Origin of the sequence: Sutcliffiella sp. FSL R7-0096 (genome assembly GCF_038595065.1) — a bacterium.
GTDB lineage: Bacteria > Bacillota > Bacilli > Bacillales > Bacillaceae_I > Sutcliffiella_A.
Genome location: NZ_CP152003.1, coordinates 4,010,016 through 4,026,255, shown reverse-complemented (window position 1 = coordinate 4,026,255; position 16,240 = coordinate 4,010,016). Strand labels below are relative to the sequence as shown.

Annotated in this window: 17 protein-coding genes; 15 read left to right on the top strand and 2 right to left on the bottom strand. The window is 40.8% G+C overall.

What is annotated here, in order from left to right; genetic code table 11:
- The 7 genes from MKY77_RS20680 (at window position 1) to MKY77_RS20650 (ending at window position 5,659) form a co-directional block, all read left to right on the top strand.
- Window positions 1–738, top strand: coding sequence for a LytTR family DNA-binding domain-containing protein (locus tag MKY77_RS20680; RefSeq protein WP_339147528.1), 738 nt, complete (start codon window positions 1–3; stop codon window positions 736–738).
- A 397-nt stretch (window positions 739–1,135) separates the two neighbouring features.
- On the top strand, window positions 1,136–1,273 hold the full coding sequence (sda, locus tag MKY77_RS20675; protein ID WP_339147527.1) for a sporulation histidine kinase inhibitor Sda: 138 nt from the start codon (window positions 1,136–1,138) through the stop codon (window positions 1,271–1,273).
- A gap of 86 nt (window positions 1,274–1,359) precedes the next feature.
- A complete protein-coding gene (locus tag MKY77_RS20670; protein WP_339147526.1) occupies window positions 1,360–1,665 on the top strand; it encodes an antibiotic biosynthesis monooxygenase family protein in 306 nt (101 codons plus the stop codon).
- Window positions 1,662–2,084, top strand: coding sequence for a hypothetical protein (locus MKY77_RS20665; RefSeq protein ID WP_339147525.1), 423 nt, complete (start codon window positions 1,662–1,664; stop codon window positions 2,082–2,084). The genes MKY77_RS20670 and MKY77_RS20665 overlap by 4 nt, the downstream gene beginning before the upstream one ends.
- A gap of 365 nt (window positions 2,085–2,449) precedes the next feature.
- Entirely contained in the window at window positions 2,450–2,749 is a 300-nt protein-coding gene (locus tag MKY77_RS20660) for a DUF3817 domain-containing protein (RefSeq protein ID WP_339147524.1), read from the top strand.
- A 392-nt stretch (window positions 2,750–3,141) separates the two neighbouring features.
- Window positions 3,142–4,224, top strand: a complete 1,083-nt coding sequence (locus MKY77_RS20655; protein ID WP_339149878.1) for a metallophosphoesterase — start codon at window positions 3,142–3,144, stop codon at window positions 4,222–4,224.
- On the top strand, window positions 4,214–5,659 hold the full coding sequence (locus MKY77_RS20650; protein WP_339149877.1) for a DEAD/DEAH box helicase: 1,446 nt from the start codon (window positions 4,214–4,216) through the stop codon (window positions 5,657–5,659). The genes MKY77_RS20655 and MKY77_RS20650 overlap by 11 nt, the downstream gene beginning before the upstream one ends.
- 293 nt (window positions 5,660–5,952) lie before the next feature.
- Here MKY77_RS20650 and MKY77_RS20645 read toward each other — a convergent pair whose 3' ends face one another.
- Window positions 5,953–7,347 carry a YjiH family protein gene (locus MKY77_RS20645; protein WP_339147523.1) on the bottom strand — a complete coding sequence of 465 codons (1,395 nt, stop codon included), beginning with the start codon at window positions 7,345–7,347 and terminating at the stop codon, window positions 5,953–5,955.
- Between the two features lie 173 nt (window positions 7,348–7,520).
- On the opposite strand from MKY77_RS20645, the gene MKY77_RS20640 reads away from it, so the two are divergent.
- Together MKY77_RS20640 and MKY77_RS20635 are read left to right on the top strand one after the other, a co-directional pair.
- Window positions 7,521–9,077: a multicopper oxidase gene (locus tag MKY77_RS20640; protein ID WP_339147522.1), complete on the top strand. Its 1,557-nt coding sequence runs from the start codon at window positions 7,521–7,523 to the stop codon at window positions 9,075–9,077.
- A 24-nt stretch (window positions 9,078–9,101) separates the two neighbouring features.
- Entirely contained in the window at window positions 9,102–9,650 is a 549-nt protein-coding gene (locus tag MKY77_RS20635; RefSeq protein WP_339147521.1) for a hypothetical protein, read from the top strand.
- 260 nt (window positions 9,651–9,910) lie between these two features.
- Here the strand turns inward: MKY77_RS20635 and MKY77_RS20630 are convergent, their stop codons facing one another.
- Window positions 9,911–10,885: a S8 family peptidase gene (locus tag MKY77_RS20630; protein ID WP_339147520.1), complete on the bottom strand. Its 975-nt coding sequence runs from the start codon at window positions 10,883–10,885 to the stop codon at window positions 9,911–9,913.
- A 275-nt stretch (window positions 10,886–11,160) separates the two neighbouring features.
- Here MKY77_RS20630 and MKY77_RS20625 point away from each other — a divergent pair, with 275 nt between their 5' ends.
- The 6 genes from MKY77_RS20625 to MKY77_RS20600 all read left to right on the top strand — a co-directional run bounded on the left by MKY77_RS20625 (window position 11,161) and on the right by MKY77_RS20600 (window position 16,224).
- The gene (locus tag MKY77_RS20625) at window positions 11,161–11,508 is read left to right on the top strand and encodes a flagellar basal body rod protein (protein ID WP_339147519.1); all 348 of its coding nucleotides are present in this window, start codon (window positions 11,161–11,163) and stop codon (window positions 11,506–11,508) included.
- Between the two features lie 68 nt (window positions 11,509–11,576).
- Window positions 11,577–12,230: a PspA/IM30 family protein gene (locus MKY77_RS20620; RefSeq protein WP_339147518.1), complete on the top strand. Its 654-nt coding sequence runs from the start codon at window positions 11,577–11,579 to the stop codon at window positions 12,228–12,230.
- Between the two features lie 84 nt (window positions 12,231–12,314).
- Entirely contained in the window at window positions 12,315–13,040 is a 726-nt protein-coding gene (liaF, locus tag MKY77_RS20615) for a cell wall-active antibiotics response protein LiaF (RefSeq protein ID WP_339147517.1), read from the top strand.
- Entirely contained in the window at window positions 13,037–14,074 is a 1,038-nt protein-coding gene (locus MKY77_RS20610; protein WP_339147516.1) for a sensor histidine kinase, read from the top strand. Before liaF ends, MKY77_RS20610 begins: the two co-directional genes overlap by 4 nt.
- A 4-nt stretch (window positions 14,075–14,078) precedes the next feature.
- Window positions 14,079–14,711 (top strand): response regulator transcription factor, encoded by a 633-nt coding sequence (locus MKY77_RS20605; RefSeq protein ID WP_339147515.1) that lies wholly within the window; start codon window positions 14,079–14,081, stop codon window positions 14,709–14,711.
- Between the two features lie 106 nt (window positions 14,712–14,817).
- A complete protein-coding gene (locus MKY77_RS20600; protein ID WP_339147514.1) occupies window positions 14,818–16,224 on the top strand; it encodes a glycosyl hydrolase family 28 protein in 1,407 nt (468 codons plus the stop codon).
- The last annotated feature ends 16 nt before the right edge of the window (window positions 16,225–16,240 follow it).

Genomic DNA, 16,240 nt, shown 5'->3' with positions numbered 1-16,240 from the left:
TTGAAACCAATAAACGTTGTAATTGTTGATGACAATCAAGATTCTCTTGAAATATTAGAATTTTTTATCGGAGAGCTAAAAGAATTTATTATAGTCGATACGTGCAGGACCGGGGAAGAGCTGATCGATAGTGTGATGAAAAATGAGGTGGATCTTGTCATTGCGGATATTAACATGCCTGGAAAAAATGGCATGGTCGCAATAAAAGAGTGTCTCGAGTTTTCACCTAGTTTAAAATTCATATTCGTTACTGGGTATAATGAATTTGCAGTGGAGGCTTTCGCTATTTCTGCAGTTGATTATATTGTGAAGCCAATAGAGAAAATCAGGTTATACAAAGCACTAGAGAGAGCGAAAACACAGCTGATCAGCGAAAGGGTAGAGTCGGGGGAAAAGTCTTCAAACAAAAGATTATCTGTCCGTTCAAACAGCTCCTTCTACTATATACCTTTCGAGGATATCATTTTCATAGAAAAGTCGGGCAAGAAATGTATCATCTATACAACCAGCCAAGCAGTTGAAACCTATGAAAATATCAGTGATATCTTTGAGCAGTTAGATCAAACCTTTTACCGAACGCACCGCTCCTATATTGTGAATTTACGAATGATATCACATATCACACCTAAAAATGAGACTTATTTCGCCTATTTCAGTAATCTAGAGAAATATGCACATATCTCTAAATTGAAAATTAATGAAGTACAGGAACTATTAGCTCAAATCACGAAACCTTAAAATCATTCGTGGTTTGAGTTTTTCTTTTAAATGGAATTTAGGTAAATATCAATTTTTATAATAATTCCAATAATGTTCTATAATGCAGATATTATACAGTTGAAATGACAGTGTGGAGCATTGAAAAGCAATAATATTCAGCTAAAAGGTCCGGCGAACATTGGACAAATACACGGGATGTTCGTTAGAATATTTATTAAAGAGAGAGTGTAATAGAATATTCATCCATCGAATCCATTCACTTCACATGTAACATTATGGAGCTTGTTAATAAGATGAGGCTATCTTACTTAAAATTTTCACAAGCAGTGTATTTTTTGTTAGGAAGCTCTTTTTGAAAATTTAATAAGGTGGCGACATCAACTAAAGAGATATCCGTTATATGGGAGGGGATAGAATGGATTCACTAAGTGATGAATCTTTGCTGGAAGTATATGAAGTAGCTAGGATAAATGACCTGAATGGCGACTTTATAAAACTGATATTAGACGAATTAAAGAGAAGGAATATTGAAATTCCGGTCTCTCAAATATAAAAATATTCACTAAAAGATGTGTGCGAAAAGCCGGCATCTTTTTTTCTGCATAAAAATACTTTGCACCCAGAAAGGGGTCACATACTATGTACATTGTTCATTCTACATTCCAGGTTCCACCTGAAAAGGCTGATGAGGTTATTTCGATTTATCATAATCGTTCCAGACTGGTGGAGAAAGCAGAAGGGTTTCAACGCTTTCTACTTCTGCAAAACGAAAAGAAAAGTGGAGAACTCACTGTTTTTATGGAGTGGGATTCCAAAGAGCATTTCCTTGCTTGGGTAAGCAGTGAAGATTATAAGCGCATCCATGAGCTTGAAAAGAAGTATCCTGATCAAGAATTGGCTGCAATCATCCCAACCATCACTAGATATAAGGTGGTGTCCACATGACAAATCTGATAATGACACCGACCGTCCAAAAAATAAAAGCGGACATAGGTGACTTAGTTGTGACTCCTATTGTGGAAAAAGTGGTGAATACCATGTACCGGGACTTCCCTTACTTAAAGGAAAAGTTTGGAGAGAAAGGCAAAGAGAGAACGATAGAAGATAATTTCTACCATTTTCTATACCTCCATACAGCATACAAGCTGAAGGACACCCAAACCTTTGTCGAATACACCATCTGGCTCAACAGTGTGCTCGTAAGCAGAGGCTTGAAAACGGACGTGATTATCTATAATTTCGAAAAAATCAAAGAAAGCATGCCAGGGATGTTGGATAGTGAGGTGGAAGAATACTTTCTGTCCTATCTGAATGAAGGTATCCTGGCGCTAAAGGAATATAAGCATCATAATGAGATTGAATAAGCGGGAAGGACAGTGTTGAGAAGAGGACACTGTCTTTCTTATGAGTGGAGCTGATGTGATGTGAAAAGGTATAAGGTTTTCTTTTATGGAATTGGAATTGGTTTCCTCGTTTGCACGCTTTATTCGCTTTATATTTATCTTTCGGATCCAACATGGGGAGATCTTACCTCCATAGCTGCTTTCATGGTTCTCTTCCCTGCCACGATCCTAATTTCATTGATTATACAGGTAACGGTCCTTTTACTTTCCAATAGGAAAAAATGATAGGGAAATTTCACAGGATTGTCATGGGTAAGTGGAAGAAACATGCAAGAACTATTTTATAATAGATGATATCTTGTATGGCAAAGGATGGCTGATAGAAAATGACAAACACTACAATTGGCAGGTTTCGTATGATGGGATTAATAGAAGGCGGTTCGTTGCTTGTCCTTCTTTTCATAGCAATGCCTTTGAAATATGGTTTCGACATCCCGCAAGCAGTAAGTGTCGTCGGGGCCTTACACGGCTTTTTGTTTATCACATATATTCTTTTCATTGCATATATCACGTTTAAAATAAGATGGTCTATACTATGGGCTGTAGGCGCTGTGGCTGTTGCTTTCATCCCGTTTGGCAATTTTGTGTTTGACAACTATCTGAAGAAATCTTCTCTTGTAAACTGACTCCGCTGGGTGGGAGTCAGTTTTTTTTGTTAAGTAAAGAAAGTATAAAATACGACGGTTGTATAAATGTTCCAATAGAAAAGCAGGATTTGAAGAATGAAGACCTCTGAGAGGCGGACATCAAGTGAGAGAGGTCTTCATGAATTGAATTAGTAGCGCCCATTAAGAAGCGCAGGCATTGGTGGAAAAGAACTACCTTTATACAAACGACTGTTTTTTTGCCCTATTTTAATGCATTGAGTAGTCGATATTCGTTCTAGGTGCTTCGCTTTACACGGCATTATTGGCTATAATGAATAGAATCTAGTTATCGTATTAAAGGAGTAGTTGCTTTCGTGAAGGCTGGTCGGGTATTATCGATTATTGCATTTTTTTCGTTATATAATATTTTGATGATTTATCTCGGTTGGAATGGGTTGGTATGGTTAAAGGTAGTGTTCTCATTCAACCAAGAATTTTTGTATTGGTTAGCCATCGCCATTTTTTCCTATGCTTATATTCTAGGAAGAATGGTAAAGTCGCTTTCCTCGCTATCCATCGTGGGTTCGATATGGTTTGGGTATATCCAGTATGGGTTGCTTTTGTTCCCGGTAGCTAACCTTGCTATCTTGCTACTTGGTTTATCGGGAGTTGAAAGTGAGACTGCTATTGTCTGGGTTGGGACGATCACCGCTACTTTGCTTACTGGTATTTTTGCCTTTGGTATATATAATGCATATAGCCCGGTCATCAGAAAATACGAAGTGACCATCCCAAAAAAGAATAAATGGGAAAAACTTCATATAGCTGTTGCATCAGACATGCATTTTGGTAAGTTATCAGGTGTTGCTCATGCCAAAAGGTTGATAAAAACGATAGAACGCATTAAGCCCGATATCATTTTACTGCCGGGAGATATCATTGATGATGAGCCGGAACATTTTCAAAAGAAGAATATGGGAGCTATCATGAAACAACTCCGTGCCCCACTCGGTATATATGGCGTTTTAGGAAACCATGAATACTATGGAAGAGAGATCCCAGAGTTTCTAAAAGAAATGGAGAAGGTGGATATCCGCATTTTGATGGACGAGGTCATTCAGGTAGAAGAAAGTATTTATTTGCTCGGCAGGAAAGATAAAACGGATTCAAGGAGGAAATCGTTCCAACAACTGGTGAAAGACATGGAATTAGACAATACTATACCCCTGATTGCGATGGATCACCAGCCTGCAGAGTTTAAGGAAGCCCAGGAGAGTGGCGTGGACCTTATCGTATCCGGCCATACCCACCGGGGACAAATGGCACCAAACCACCTGATTACCAAAAGGCTGTTCGAATTGGATTGGGGCTATCTGAAAAAAGGTCAGATGCATGCATTTGTCTCATCCGGCTTCGGCTTTTGGGGGCCGCCCTTGCGTATAGGCAGCAGATCGGAAGTAATGGAGATCGCCGTAAAATTTACAGAAAAAGAAGGGTTTTCAAATCATGAATAGAACTTTCCAGAAATTTATGCTTGGAGAAGAGATCATTAAAGCATTAACAAGTCTTAACTATATAGAGCCGACTAATGTCCAAAAAGAAGTAATTCCTATTGCCCTGAAGAAAAGGGATATTATTGTGAAATCGCAAACAGGCAGCGGGAAAACAGCTTCTTTTGCTGTTCCTCTCTGTGAGCTTGTCCAATGGGAAGAAAACAAGCCACAGGCTTTGGTGCTTACCCCAACTAGGGAACTTGCTGCCCAAGTGAAGGACGATATAACGAATATCGGCCGCTACAAGAGGGTCAAAGCTACCGCTATTTTTGGAAAGCAATCCTTTCATAAGCAAAAGCTTGAATTGAAACAAAAGTCTCATATAGTGGTAGGTACACCTGGTCGAGTACTGGATCATCTTGAAAAAGGTACGCTTGAGGTGGATAAACTGATGTATCTAGTCATTGATGAAGCGGATGAGATGTTAAACATGGGGTTTATCGATCAAGTGGAGGCAATCATCCAAAAGCTTCCCGAGAAACGGGTGACCATGTTGTTTTCCGCAACCTTGCCGGAAGACATCTCACAATTATCCAAAGAATACATGACAGATCCTGCTTTTATTGATATAAAAGCCGAGGGTATTACAACACAAAGGATTGAGAATGTTGTATATGAAGTAGAAGAAGAAAAGAAATTCGCGATATTGAAGGACATTACAGTAGTGGAAAACCCTGATAGCTGTATAATTTTCTGCGCTACCCAAGAAGAAGTGGAAAGGGTTTTTCGTAAACTGCACCGTGCCGGTTATCCTTGTGGTAAATTGCATGGCGGCCTTGTACAGGAAGACAGGTTTTCAGTGATGAATGCTTTCAAACGAGGGGATTTCCGCTATCTTATTGCAACGGATGTGGCGTCAAGAGGAATAGATATTGAAGATATAAGTCTAGTCATAAACTATGATATCCCTTCCGACAAAGAGCGATATGTACACCGTATCGGCCGCACAGCGAGAGCCGGGAAATCCGGCAAGGCTATCACGTTAGTGACGGAGCGGGAAACTGATCACCTGAGTGAAATCGAGCGTTATATTGGGGATAGGCTTTCAAAAGCTGAAGCGCCAAATCGGGATCTTGTCTCAAAAGCTGAAAAGTCTTTTTTAGAGAAGATAGCGAATAGGCCAACCAGAAAGCTAGAAAGAGGCGCCAGATTGGAGCAGGATATCATGAAGCTCTATTTTAACGGTGGTAAGAAAAAGAAAATTAGAGCGGTGGACTTTGTAGGTACCATTTGCCAAATTGAAGGCCTGACATCAGAAGATATAGGAATCATATCCATTCAGGACAATCAAACATATGTGGAAATCCTTAATGGAAAAGGGCCTGTGGTATTGAAAGAGATGAAGAACCGCACAATTAAAGGAAAACAGTTGAAAGTGCATGAGGCAAGAAAATAAATAAGTGCTTTACACAAAAAGCTCACCCATTCCACTAGTGGAAAAGGCGAGCTTTTATTATATGTTTTTATATCAAATTTCTAGCTGGTGATTGAAGCAAAGGGCGAAGACTCCTCGAAAATGCTACGCATTTTCTTCGTGCGATGTATCGCTGCCGGAGCCTTCCTTGTCCTACGGGAGGTAGCGATTAGCGGAGACCCCGCAGGCCTAGCCGAGGAGGCTCCGCAAGCGCCCCGTGGAAAGCGAAGCCCATTGCGGAAATCACCAGCGGTGTGTTATCGAGTCTATAATAATTAGAAAAAGAACAAATGAGCCATAAGTGCTGCAACAGGCAATGTAATGATCGTTCGTTGCAGGAAGATGATAAACAGTTCCCAAATGGATAATGGAATCTTGGATTTTATCAAGAGAATCCCGATCTCGGACATATAGATCAACTGCGTCAATGACATAACTGCAATGACAAATCTGGTAAGCTCCGATTCAATCCCACTTCCGATTACTGCCGGAAGGAACATATCTGCAAACCCCACAATCATGGCTGGTGCGGCAGCATGGGCTTCAGGAATCTGCAAGAGTTGAAGGAAAGGGATGAATGGGTAAGATAGAATATTAAAGACTTCCGTATATTCTGCTACGACTAAGGCGATTGTCCCGAGGGCCATCACAAGTGGTATCAGTGCCATCCAAATATCCACTACATTATGAATCCCTTTTTTAACGACTTGCTTTACACTCTTTACTTGTCCCGCTTTATCGACGGCCTGCTGTAGCCCCCATCGGAAACTCGACACCCCGCTTGGAACCTTCTCATCGATTTTTTGTCCGACAGGTTCATAATAAGTATCTTTTTTGCGGGAGAGCGGCGGTATTCTAGGGCAGATGACTGCTGCAATGATTCCAGTAACCACTACTGTAAAGTAAAAAGGTACAAACATATGATCAATCCCAATAAACTTGGCTATGACCAAACTGAAGGCAATCGAAGCAATGGAGAAGTTGGTGGCAACGACAGCCGCTTCCCTTTTCGTATAATAGCCGGATTCATATTGCTGTGTGGTCAAGAGAACCCCGACTGTCCCACTTCCCATCCATGAGGCCATGGCATCAATGGAGGAACGTCCCGGCAGCTTGAATAGGGGATGCATTACTTTTCTGACAAGCGTTCCAATGAAATCCATTAAACCGTACTCTAATAGAAGTGGCATGAAGAGACTTGCAAATAGGAACCATACAGTCAGAACAGGGATAAGGTCATATAGAACAATGACTCCCGTAAATTCGGATGTGATGAAACTAGGGCCAATTTCTGTTAACGTCATTACAGCAAATGTGGCCCCTAATACACGCAGTGCAAGCCATATAGCGCCTACGTTCAGTAAGGAGTCAAGAAAACTATCTTTTTTCAGGAATGGGACGGGTATGATCTTCACTAGTAAACTGCTAATAGCAGAAGCTACTAGAACGATTGTCATGAAGGTGGGAATCGCCCCACCAAAGGTAGTCAATACCCAGTCCGCCATGATGCCGAGTCCAATGGTCACATTTCCATTGAAAGATACCGGAATCAGGAAAAGAAGAATTCCCATAAAAGAAGGAATGGCGAATTTCAGGACTTGGGAAGTCGAATAGGTAGGTGCCCCTGTTTGTTTGGGGTAAGATGTTTGTTTGGCAGATTGTGTACTCATAGGCTTTGTCCCCTTTAGAATAAGTAAAATGATAGTTTATAATATTAATAAAAATAACATTATACGTATTTTTATACAACCCTGACTTTTCTTTTTATCTTTCTGCTTTGGATATTCATCGTATTAGCCGAATATGTTAAAGCATGAATAAAAGTAAAAGGAGGGATTTCTTGTTGTCTGGAAAACAGAAGCGTATAGTTGATAACCTGACAAAATACAAGGATGCACTCCCCATTCCGCCGGTATTAAAGCCTCTACATAAAGGGGGCGGCTTTACGTATTACGAGGTATGCATGAAGGAGTGCAAAGTGTCGGTGCATAGCGAATTGCCGGAGACGACCATGTGGGGGTATGAAGGAATTTTCCCGGGACCGACCATTGAAGTAGAGAGTGGGGAAAGGGTGTATATCAAGTGGAAAAACCAATTGCCTCCAGTTCATCTTTTGCCAATAGATTTTACGGTCCATGGCGCTCATCATGATGTCCCTGAGGTAAGGACAGTGGTCCATGTGCACGGGGCGGTGGTCGAGCCTGAGAGTGACGGCTATCCGGATGCTTGGTTTACTAACGGATTTCAGCAGGTTGGGGAGAAATTTGTTAAGCAGATCTATCACTATGACAACCCCATGAATGCTTGTACGCTATGGTATCATGACCATGCTATCGGAATTACAAGGTTGAACATATATGCAGGTCTGGCTGGCTTCTACTTGGTAAGAAGTGAAAAGGAACGATGTTTAAATATGCCATCAGGTAAATATGACATTCCTTTATTACTACAGGACCGGACATTTAATCAGGATGGTTCCCTTTATTATCCGAGACAGCCAGCTGAACATGTACATGAACTGGAAACCTCCATTGTTCCCGAGTTTTTTGGAAAAACAATACTGGTGAATGGTAAGGTCTGGCCATTTGTGGGAGTGGAACCAAGAAAATACCGCTTTCGGATATTGAATGGATCAAACAGCAGGTTCTACAGGTTAAGGCTTGATAGAGACCAGCTTATGTTTCAAGTGGGCACCGACAGGGGACTATTGCCACACCCGATCGGAATAAAGGAGATAATTCTAGCACCTGCTGAAAGGGCAGATATAATCATCGATTTCACCAATCTTTCCGGCAGACGGATTACGATGATTAATGACGCGCCTGCCCCTTTTCCAGATGGGGAGCAGGGAAATGAAGTAAGGGATGTGATGCAGTTCCATGTAACTTCCAAGCTTGCGTATATTGATACCAGTAGTATTCCTGCAGCATTGGAACAGGTTCCTGTCCTATCTGAAAATACCGCGGTCAGAAGAAGGTATTTGACACTCGATCATTTGATGGATCAGTATGGACGGGAAATCATGTTACTCGATAACAAGGGCTGGGACGCCCCAATTTCCGAAAATCCCAAGCTTGGGACCACGGAAATCTGGTGTTTTATCAACCTTACTCCAGATACCCACCCTATTCATATCCATTTGGTAGACTTTCAGATACTTGACCGACGCATGTTTGATGTAGATAAATATAATAAAGAGAAAATAATAGACTACCAAGGGCCAAGTATGCCGCCAGAACCTCAGGAAAGGGGAAGGAAGGATACCGTAAGGGCAAATCCGAATGAAGTGACGAGAATCATCATGCATTTTGGTCCCTATTACGGACTTTATGTGTGGCATTGTCATATGCTAGAACATGAGGACTACGAAATGATGCGGCCGTATATGGTGATAAGATGATCGATAAGATAGGCGGAATGGCTTATGGGAGAAAACTCCAAACAATTGATAGGTGCTTGGACACAAGCGATAGGTACGGTGGTTGCGGCAACTGGGAGTACCCATTCTTTACCCATTCATGAGAATGGCAGGAAAGGGTTAGGTTTGGTTGGAAACGTACTTCAAGCGACAGGAAACGGTCTTGAAGCTGATTCGCAAACGACACTGACTTACGGAAAGCTAGGGAATATGATACAAGCAACAGGGAATCTGACGGTAAGTACAGGTTTGGCCATTGATTTTTCTAGTGATACCGGGGAGAGGTTAGTGATAAGTGGCGATCTCATTCAAGCATTGGGGGCGATAACGGCTCTTGGAAGTGCAAACCAATACTATATCGTTATTGGCAACAGTCTCCAAGTGATAGGGAACACTTTACAGGCTATTGGTGGAGTGGGACAACTGAAAGAAGAAGTAAGAATGGTATTAGGTCATTCTCAGGTCAGTAATGAAGTTCTCATTGCGGTGGGGAGTTGGATTCAAGCGATAGGTACCATCTTATTGGCGATAGGTTTAACATTAGAATGGGATTAGTAATTCCCCGACCCTTTTGTACATCATTTGGGACCGGGGAATTTTTATGTTGTTATTCTTTTACGTTGGCTCTTTTCGGTCGTATACTTTGTTGCTTTTCCGTACTTTACAAACCGACCGTAATATTCCTTACTTTCGTGCTCTTTTCCCTGCAGTACTAAATATACTACTGCATTTTTAGAGTAAGTACGCAGTAAAAAGTCCAATTGCCGACTTTTTACTAGGGAATAGCAACGATCTTTGAGAAAAGAGCCTTCATGTTACACGCCAATGGTTTCTGCAATATTGGTTTGTCGCAAATAATCGGCCAAAAGCTCTGGAGTTGTCAAATAGAGGAGTCCATTTCCTTCCAAGCTTTTTGGATAGCCAAGGGGAATGGTTCTTTTAATTAGTTGGGCATATAGCTCAGGCTCAGAAAGTACTCGGCCAAACTCCTTTTCTGTAAGCTTCTTAATTAAGGCGAGCGCTCCAGCAACATGTGGGGCTGACATGGATGTACCACTGAAAACGGCATATCTCCCTCCTGGTATAGTGGAAATGATTTTTTCACCAGGCGCAACAAGATCAATTTCGTTATTCGAGTTAGTAAAGTAAGAGGATTTACGTTGAAGATTGATAGAACCGACAGAGATGACTTCTGTATAGGCTGCAGGATAGGAAAACTCTTCCGTATATTGATTCCCGTCTCCCTCATTACCGGCGGCGCATACGACGAGAATGTTATTGGAAATGGCTGCTTTGATTGCATCGTGAAGTTCAGGTACATCGATAGGTCCACCGAGTGACATAGAGATAATGTCCACATTCTGAGAAGCGGCATAATTGATTGCATTAATAATCCATTCATACTCGCCAGACCCATTTTTGCCTCCAAGTGCTTTGAGGATGAGTAATTTAGCCTCCGGGGCTACCCCGATAACACCTGAACCAGGATTGATTGCGGCAATCGTACCTGCTACGTGGGTTCCATGGCCGTTATAATCTGTAAAGTTTTCTGGATCGCCATTATCATCGTCCGTGAAGTTTCTTCCACCGATAACTCTGCCTTCAAGATCAGGGTGCTGTGTATCGCAGCCAGTATCGATGACGGCTACCACCACATTTTCCCCTTTATATCCAGCATGCCAAATGGCAGGGGCTTGGATTAGTTCGATGCCTTCAGGGATTTGATGAGTTTCAAATAACTGGTTTTCCAGTTTGTACGGAATTAAATGGACCAATTTCTCTTTTTGCATACAAAAACGCCTCCTAATCATTATTTTCAAACAGTGTGAAAAATAAAGAAGGTATTGCGTGTTAAAGTACTACTTTCAGAAGATTCTATCAATAAATGAGTAGAGTTTCAAGAGGCTAATAGACTAAGTGCTCTTTATGATTGTTGTGGTTGCAAGAAAAACTACTCAGTCTTATTTCCAATACGCCCCAAGTCTTATCTCAAAATATGGCTGAGGCTCATTATACGAAACCTTTTACGAAGGTAAGATAAAGACATAGAAGGGAGGAACAATATATGAAAAAATTTGGATTGTTTTTAGTAGGTGTCATCGCATTCTTTGTTTTGCTTGCCAACATAGGTCCACTATTAGGCTTGGCTGTCAGTTTGGTAGTCACCTATTATGCAGTAAAAGAATTCATTCGTACGGATTCAACGGGTACTAAATTCCTATGGGGATTCATCGCTTTCATCGCAATTGCTTTTTCCATCGCCAATGTCCCTGCAGTCCTGGCGGTTGTAGCAGCGTACATCTTATATGTCGTTTATAAAAACTGGAACAAGGCGAAAGAAAGTAGTGACATGATCGAAGCAGGAGACCCGTTCACCAACTTTGAAAGACAATGGAATTCTTTAAACAAATAATGCTGTTAAAGGAATCAACAGCGGTGTTTTTAAGAAAGTACCAAACAAATAATAAGGAGAGATGAACAGTGACAAATCTATTTTCACGAATTAAACAAACGATATCGGCAGATTTTCATGAGGTATTAGATAAAAAGGAACAGAAAAATCCTATTGCGATGCTGAATCAATATTTACGTGACTGTGAAAGAGAAGTGGAAAAAGTACGCAAACTAGTGGAGAGGCAGAACTTGCTAAAGGAAGAGTTTGTTCGGGAGCATCACCAGGCAAGCAACTTTGCTGAGAAGCGTAAAGTCCAGGCTGCTATCGCTGAGAAAGCAGGAGAGGCGGAATTGCTAGAGTTTGCGAACCGCGAATATCAGCAATACCAAGATCGAGCTGCCAATTTAAAAGTATCTTTAGAAAAAGTTACAGGGGATTTATCGAATCTTGAGCAGAAGTACGAAGAAATGAAGCATCGTTTGAAGGATATGTATATAAAACGGATGGAATTGATGGGAAGGGAAAATGTAGCGCGTGCCACCCACCGCATGAATCAGGTTGTGGATTCCAGCAAAGGGGACCATTCCTACACAAAGTTCAATGAAATGGAAGGCTATTTAGACCGCTTGGAGCATCAAGTGAACTCAGCTTATCACCGCAATACCATTGATGCCCGCATTGCGGTACTTGAAAAAGAAATGAGCCAAACAGAGGAAAAAACGCATTCTCTTTCTCAGTAAAAACTGCTATTCTAAAAAGGCGTGCATGTTATGCCTTTTTAGGCTGCATGCACTAATTAAAAACCAAAGGGAGGTGCAAGGCGCATGTTAAATAAGATTAAGTCGGATTACCTTAGCTTTATTATCTTTATGGGGGCTTTCATTTTTATTTTGGAAATCCTTTTCTTTAATACGGGCCTTGTATTTTCCTTCCTATTTTCAGGTTTCCTTATGTATATTGGGAAGAGAAAGTGGCATTGGTTAATCGGAAAAGCCCTTTTTGTGATCGGCTTGTTATCCATTTTAATCTCTATTTTCAATACGATGACTTTCCATTTTCTAATAGTTGCAACGGTACTGTATGTTGTTTATCAGTACCTCCAAGCAAAAAAGCACCCTGTCATGATAAATCCTGTAATTCGACCGGAGCGACAAGAATCCGTCATTAGACAACCACAAAAATGGTTTCAAAACAAATTATTTGGAGCTCAGAAAACGCCGGATCAATCCTACACTTGGGATGATGTGAATATTCAATGTGGAATCAGCGACACGACTATCGATTTAAGCTATACAGTACTACCAAAAGGGGAAGCGACCATTTTCATCAGGAATGTGATTGGTAATATTCAAATATTAATTCCTTATGAAGTAGAACTAAGCGTCCAGCATTCCGTAATGGTAGGCTCTACAACCATTTTGGAGCACGAAGAGAAAGGTATATTTAACCAGACAGTGCACTTCCACACAGAAAACTATAAAGAAGCCACACAGAAAGTGAAAATTGTGACCTCTGTCTTTGTAGGAAGCATAGAGGTGAAAAGAATATGAGTGTAGTAACAAGACATGTTCTGTATTCGACGCTTATCTCATTTACTAGCTTTATTGTGCTGGCTGTGGTGACTTTAATCTTCTTCCCGGTAATCAGTTTGGAAGCCTTGTGGATTATTAAAGTTTGGGATTTACCATTTATATTATTCACCACCATAGTGAGTATTGGGCTGGGCATTATTTTCGGTTTATTATCTGGACTCTTTTGGAAAAAGCAATGGAACATGGTTTTTGATGAATTAAAAGCGGTGGAACAAGGAAGAAGTTTGTGGGAAGCTCCTGGCAGTGGTGTTCAGGAGGTAGCCTCTATTGAAGAAGTAGTTTGGAAGCTACATGGACAAATTCAAGAACAAACAAAGCTCTCCCAAAAAATCGCAAATGAAAAGGCGGAAGATCTTGAAAACAGGATTCAAGAAATTGTTTCACAGGAAAGAAACCGACTTGCGAGAGAACTTCATGATTCTGTAAGTCAGCAGCTTTTTGCTGCCTCTATGCTCATGTCTGCTTTGACAGAATCGAGTGAGGACAAGGAAAAAAATGAGTCAACACAGCTTCGTTTGGTAGAAGAAATGATTCATCAATCCCAACTGGAAATGCGAGCTTTACTTCTGCATTTACGACCTATTGCTCTAAAAGGTAAAACATTGCAGGAAGGAGCCGAAGAGCTGTTAATTGAACTCATTCAAAAGGTTCCAATGAAAATAACGTGGAAGATAGAGAATTTTACTATTGATAAAGGTGTCGAGGATCACCTTTTTAGAATTTTACAGGAGACACTTTCCAACATATTAAGGCATTCAAAAGCAAATGTGGTAGAGGTTCTGCTTATTCAAAGAGAAAACCTCATCATACTCCGTGTTGTGGATGATGGGATAGGTTTTGTTGTTGAGCAGGCTAAGGCTGGCTCCTATGGGTTGCAAAATATGCATGAACGGGCAGTGGAACTGGGCGGTACATTAAAGATAGTCAGTGTGGAAAATGAAGGAACGAGACTTGAAGTAAAAGTTCCGAAACTAGATGTAGAGGGGGCTTGACCAAATGATTAGAGTATTGTTTGTAGATGATCATGAAATGGTAAGGATTGGTGTAACCGCTTATCTGTCTGCTCAACCTGATATTGAAGTAATTGCAGAAGCGGATGATGGCTCAACTGCCGTGGGGCTTGCCTTGGAGCATAGACCGGATATCATTTTAATGGATCTTGTTATGAAAGAAATGGACGGAATCGAAGCAACCAAGAGAATCATGGAACAATGGCCAGAGGCAAAAATTATCATCGTCACAAGCTTCCTAGATGATGAAAAAGTTTATCCTGCCCTTGAAGCAGGAGCAACCAGTTATATGCTGAAAACCTCCAAAGCAAGTGAAATTGCCAATGCAGTCCGTGCCACCTATAAAGGACAATCCATTCTTGAACCGGAAGTCGCGGGCAAAATGATGCAGAAAATGCGTAGAAAAACAGAAATCCTACCTCATGAGGAACTTACCAATAGGGAGATGGAAATTCTACTTCTCATGACACACGGGAAATCAAATCAAGAAATTGCGGATGAGCTGTTTATCGCCCTTAAGACAGTGAAGGTACATGTAAGTAACATCCTTGCAAAATTACAGGTGCAGGACCGGACTCAGGCAGTTATCTATGCTTTTAAACATTCATTAGTTCAATAATGGGTGTTTTTTTTTTATTTCGCTTATTGCCTAAGAAAATGATTATTAAGCTATCTATCTTCTTCTTATATAATGATTGATAAATCTAATGTTATGGAGGTAGTTGATGAATAGTAACAGTGGAAATGTTAAAGCGGTAACATCAATATTACGGGATGTTGAATATAACATTCGTGATTATGGTGCAATTGGTGATGGAAAAACAAGTAACACTATAGCAATCAATCAAGCTATAGACGAGTGTGCCGCTGAGGGTGGAGGAACCGTCAAGATACCGGCTGGAATTTGGTTGACGGGTCCTATTCTTTTGAAAAGTAACATAAATCTAAACCTTGGCGATGGAGCCACTATCTTATTCAGCAAGAATGTAGAAGATTATCCTTTGATATATTCTTCATTTGAAGGAAAGCAAGTAGTGAGGTGCCAATCGCCGCTTGATGCGGAAGGAATTGAAAACGTTTCCATCACGGGCGATGGTATTTTCGAAGGGTCAGGGGATGCGTGGAGGCCCGTGAAAAAATTCAAGATGACAGATATTCAATGGAATCAATTGATTCAAACTTCCGGTGTTGTTGATAAAGAACAGGAGATTTGGTGGCCATCTGAAAGTGCGTTAGAAGGAGCGGCCGGTGTTGCTACATTGGAAGAAAAAGGGTCAAAGGATATCGAGAAGTACCATAAGTACAAACATTTTTTACGGCCAAACATGCTCAGTTTCAGGAAAAGTAAAGATATATTAATTGATGGGCCGACCTTCCAAAACTCGCCAGCCTGGTGTATTCATCCTTGGCTATGTGAAAATGTGACCATTCGGAATATAGTGGTGAAAAATCCTTGGTACTCACAAAATGGTGATGGCCTGGATTTGGAGTCATGTAACGGTGCCTATGTAGAAAATTGCACATTTGATGTTGGGGATGATGCCATCTGTTTGAAGTCCGGGAAGGATGAAGAAGGGAGGATGCTTGCAACCCCTTGCGAGAATATTACCATCAAGAACTGTAAAGTCTATAGTGGTCATGGTGGCTTTGTCATCGGTAGTGAGATGAGTGGCGGTGTAAGGAATGTTACAATAACTGATTGTACTTTTTTTGGGACAGACACCGGTTTGCGTTTTAAAAGTACAAGAGGACGTGGTGGCACAGTGGAAAATATCTTGGTGGATAATATTAACATGCTCGGAATTAAAAATGAAGCTATTGTCTTTCATATGTTTTATGAACTACCCGAGGATGAAATAAAGGAAACCACTGCTTATTCCGATGAAACACCAGTATTTAGGGATATCACCATCAAGGATATAACATGTTCAGGGGCAAAGAGAGCAATTTTACTGAAAGGGCTTCCCGAGAAGCCTTTACACAATCTTTTGTTTAAAGATATCTATATTAAGGCTGAATATGGTATATATTGTTCCAATGTTCACGATACAGAATTTTCCAATGTTGAAGTGGATATTGTATCAGAAAACTCTATCGAATTAGAGGATTGTCAAGGAGTAACGAGAAAATAATTTTTATTACTGGAGG

Coding starts and splice junctions, on each gene's coding strand:
- sda (WP_339147527.1), top strand. CDS start 1,136: ATGGATTCACTAAGTGATGAATCTTTGCTGGAAGTATATGAAGTAGCT.
- MKY77_RS20670 (WP_339147526.1), top strand. CDS start 1,360: ATGTACATTGTTCATTCTACATTCCAGGTTCCACCTGAAAAGGCTGAT.
- MKY77_RS20665 (WP_339147525.1), top strand. CDS start 1,662: ATGACAAATCTGATAATGACACCGACCGTCCAAAAAATAAAAGCGGAC.
- MKY77_RS20660 (WP_339147524.1), top strand. CDS start 2,450: ATGACAAACACTACAATTGGCAGGTTTCGTATGATGGGATTAATAGAA.
- MKY77_RS20655 (WP_339149878.1), top strand. CDS start 3,142: ATGATTTATCTCGGTTGGAATGGGTTGGTATGGTTAAAGGTAGTGTTC.
- MKY77_RS20645 (WP_339147523.1), bottom strand. CDS start 7,347: ATGAGTACACAATCTGCCAAACAAACATCTTACCCCAAACAAACAGGG.
- MKY77_RS20635 (WP_339147521.1), top strand. CDS start 9,102: ATGGGAGAAAACTCCAAACAATTGATAGGTGCTTGGACACAAGCGATA.
- MKY77_RS20630 (WP_339147520.1), bottom strand. CDS start 10,885: ATGCAAAAAGAGAAATTGGTCCATTTAATTCCGTACAAACTGGAAAAC.
- MKY77_RS20625 (WP_339147519.1), top strand. CDS start 11,161: ATGAAAAAATTTGGATTGTTTTTAGTAGGTGTCATCGCATTCTTTGTT.
- liaF (WP_339147517.1), top strand. CDS start 12,315: ATGTTAAATAAGATTAAGTCGGATTACCTTAGCTTTATTATCTTTATG.
- MKY77_RS20610 (WP_339147516.1), top strand. CDS start 13,037: ATGAGTGTAGTAACAAGACATGTTCTGTATTCGACGCTTATCTCATTT.
- MKY77_RS20605 (WP_339147515.1), top strand. CDS start 14,079: ATGATTAGAGTATTGTTTGTAGATGATCATGAAATGGTAAGGATTGGT.
- MKY77_RS20600 (WP_339147514.1), top strand. CDS start 14,818: ATGAATAGTAACAGTGGAAATGTTAAAGCGGTAACATCAATATTACGG.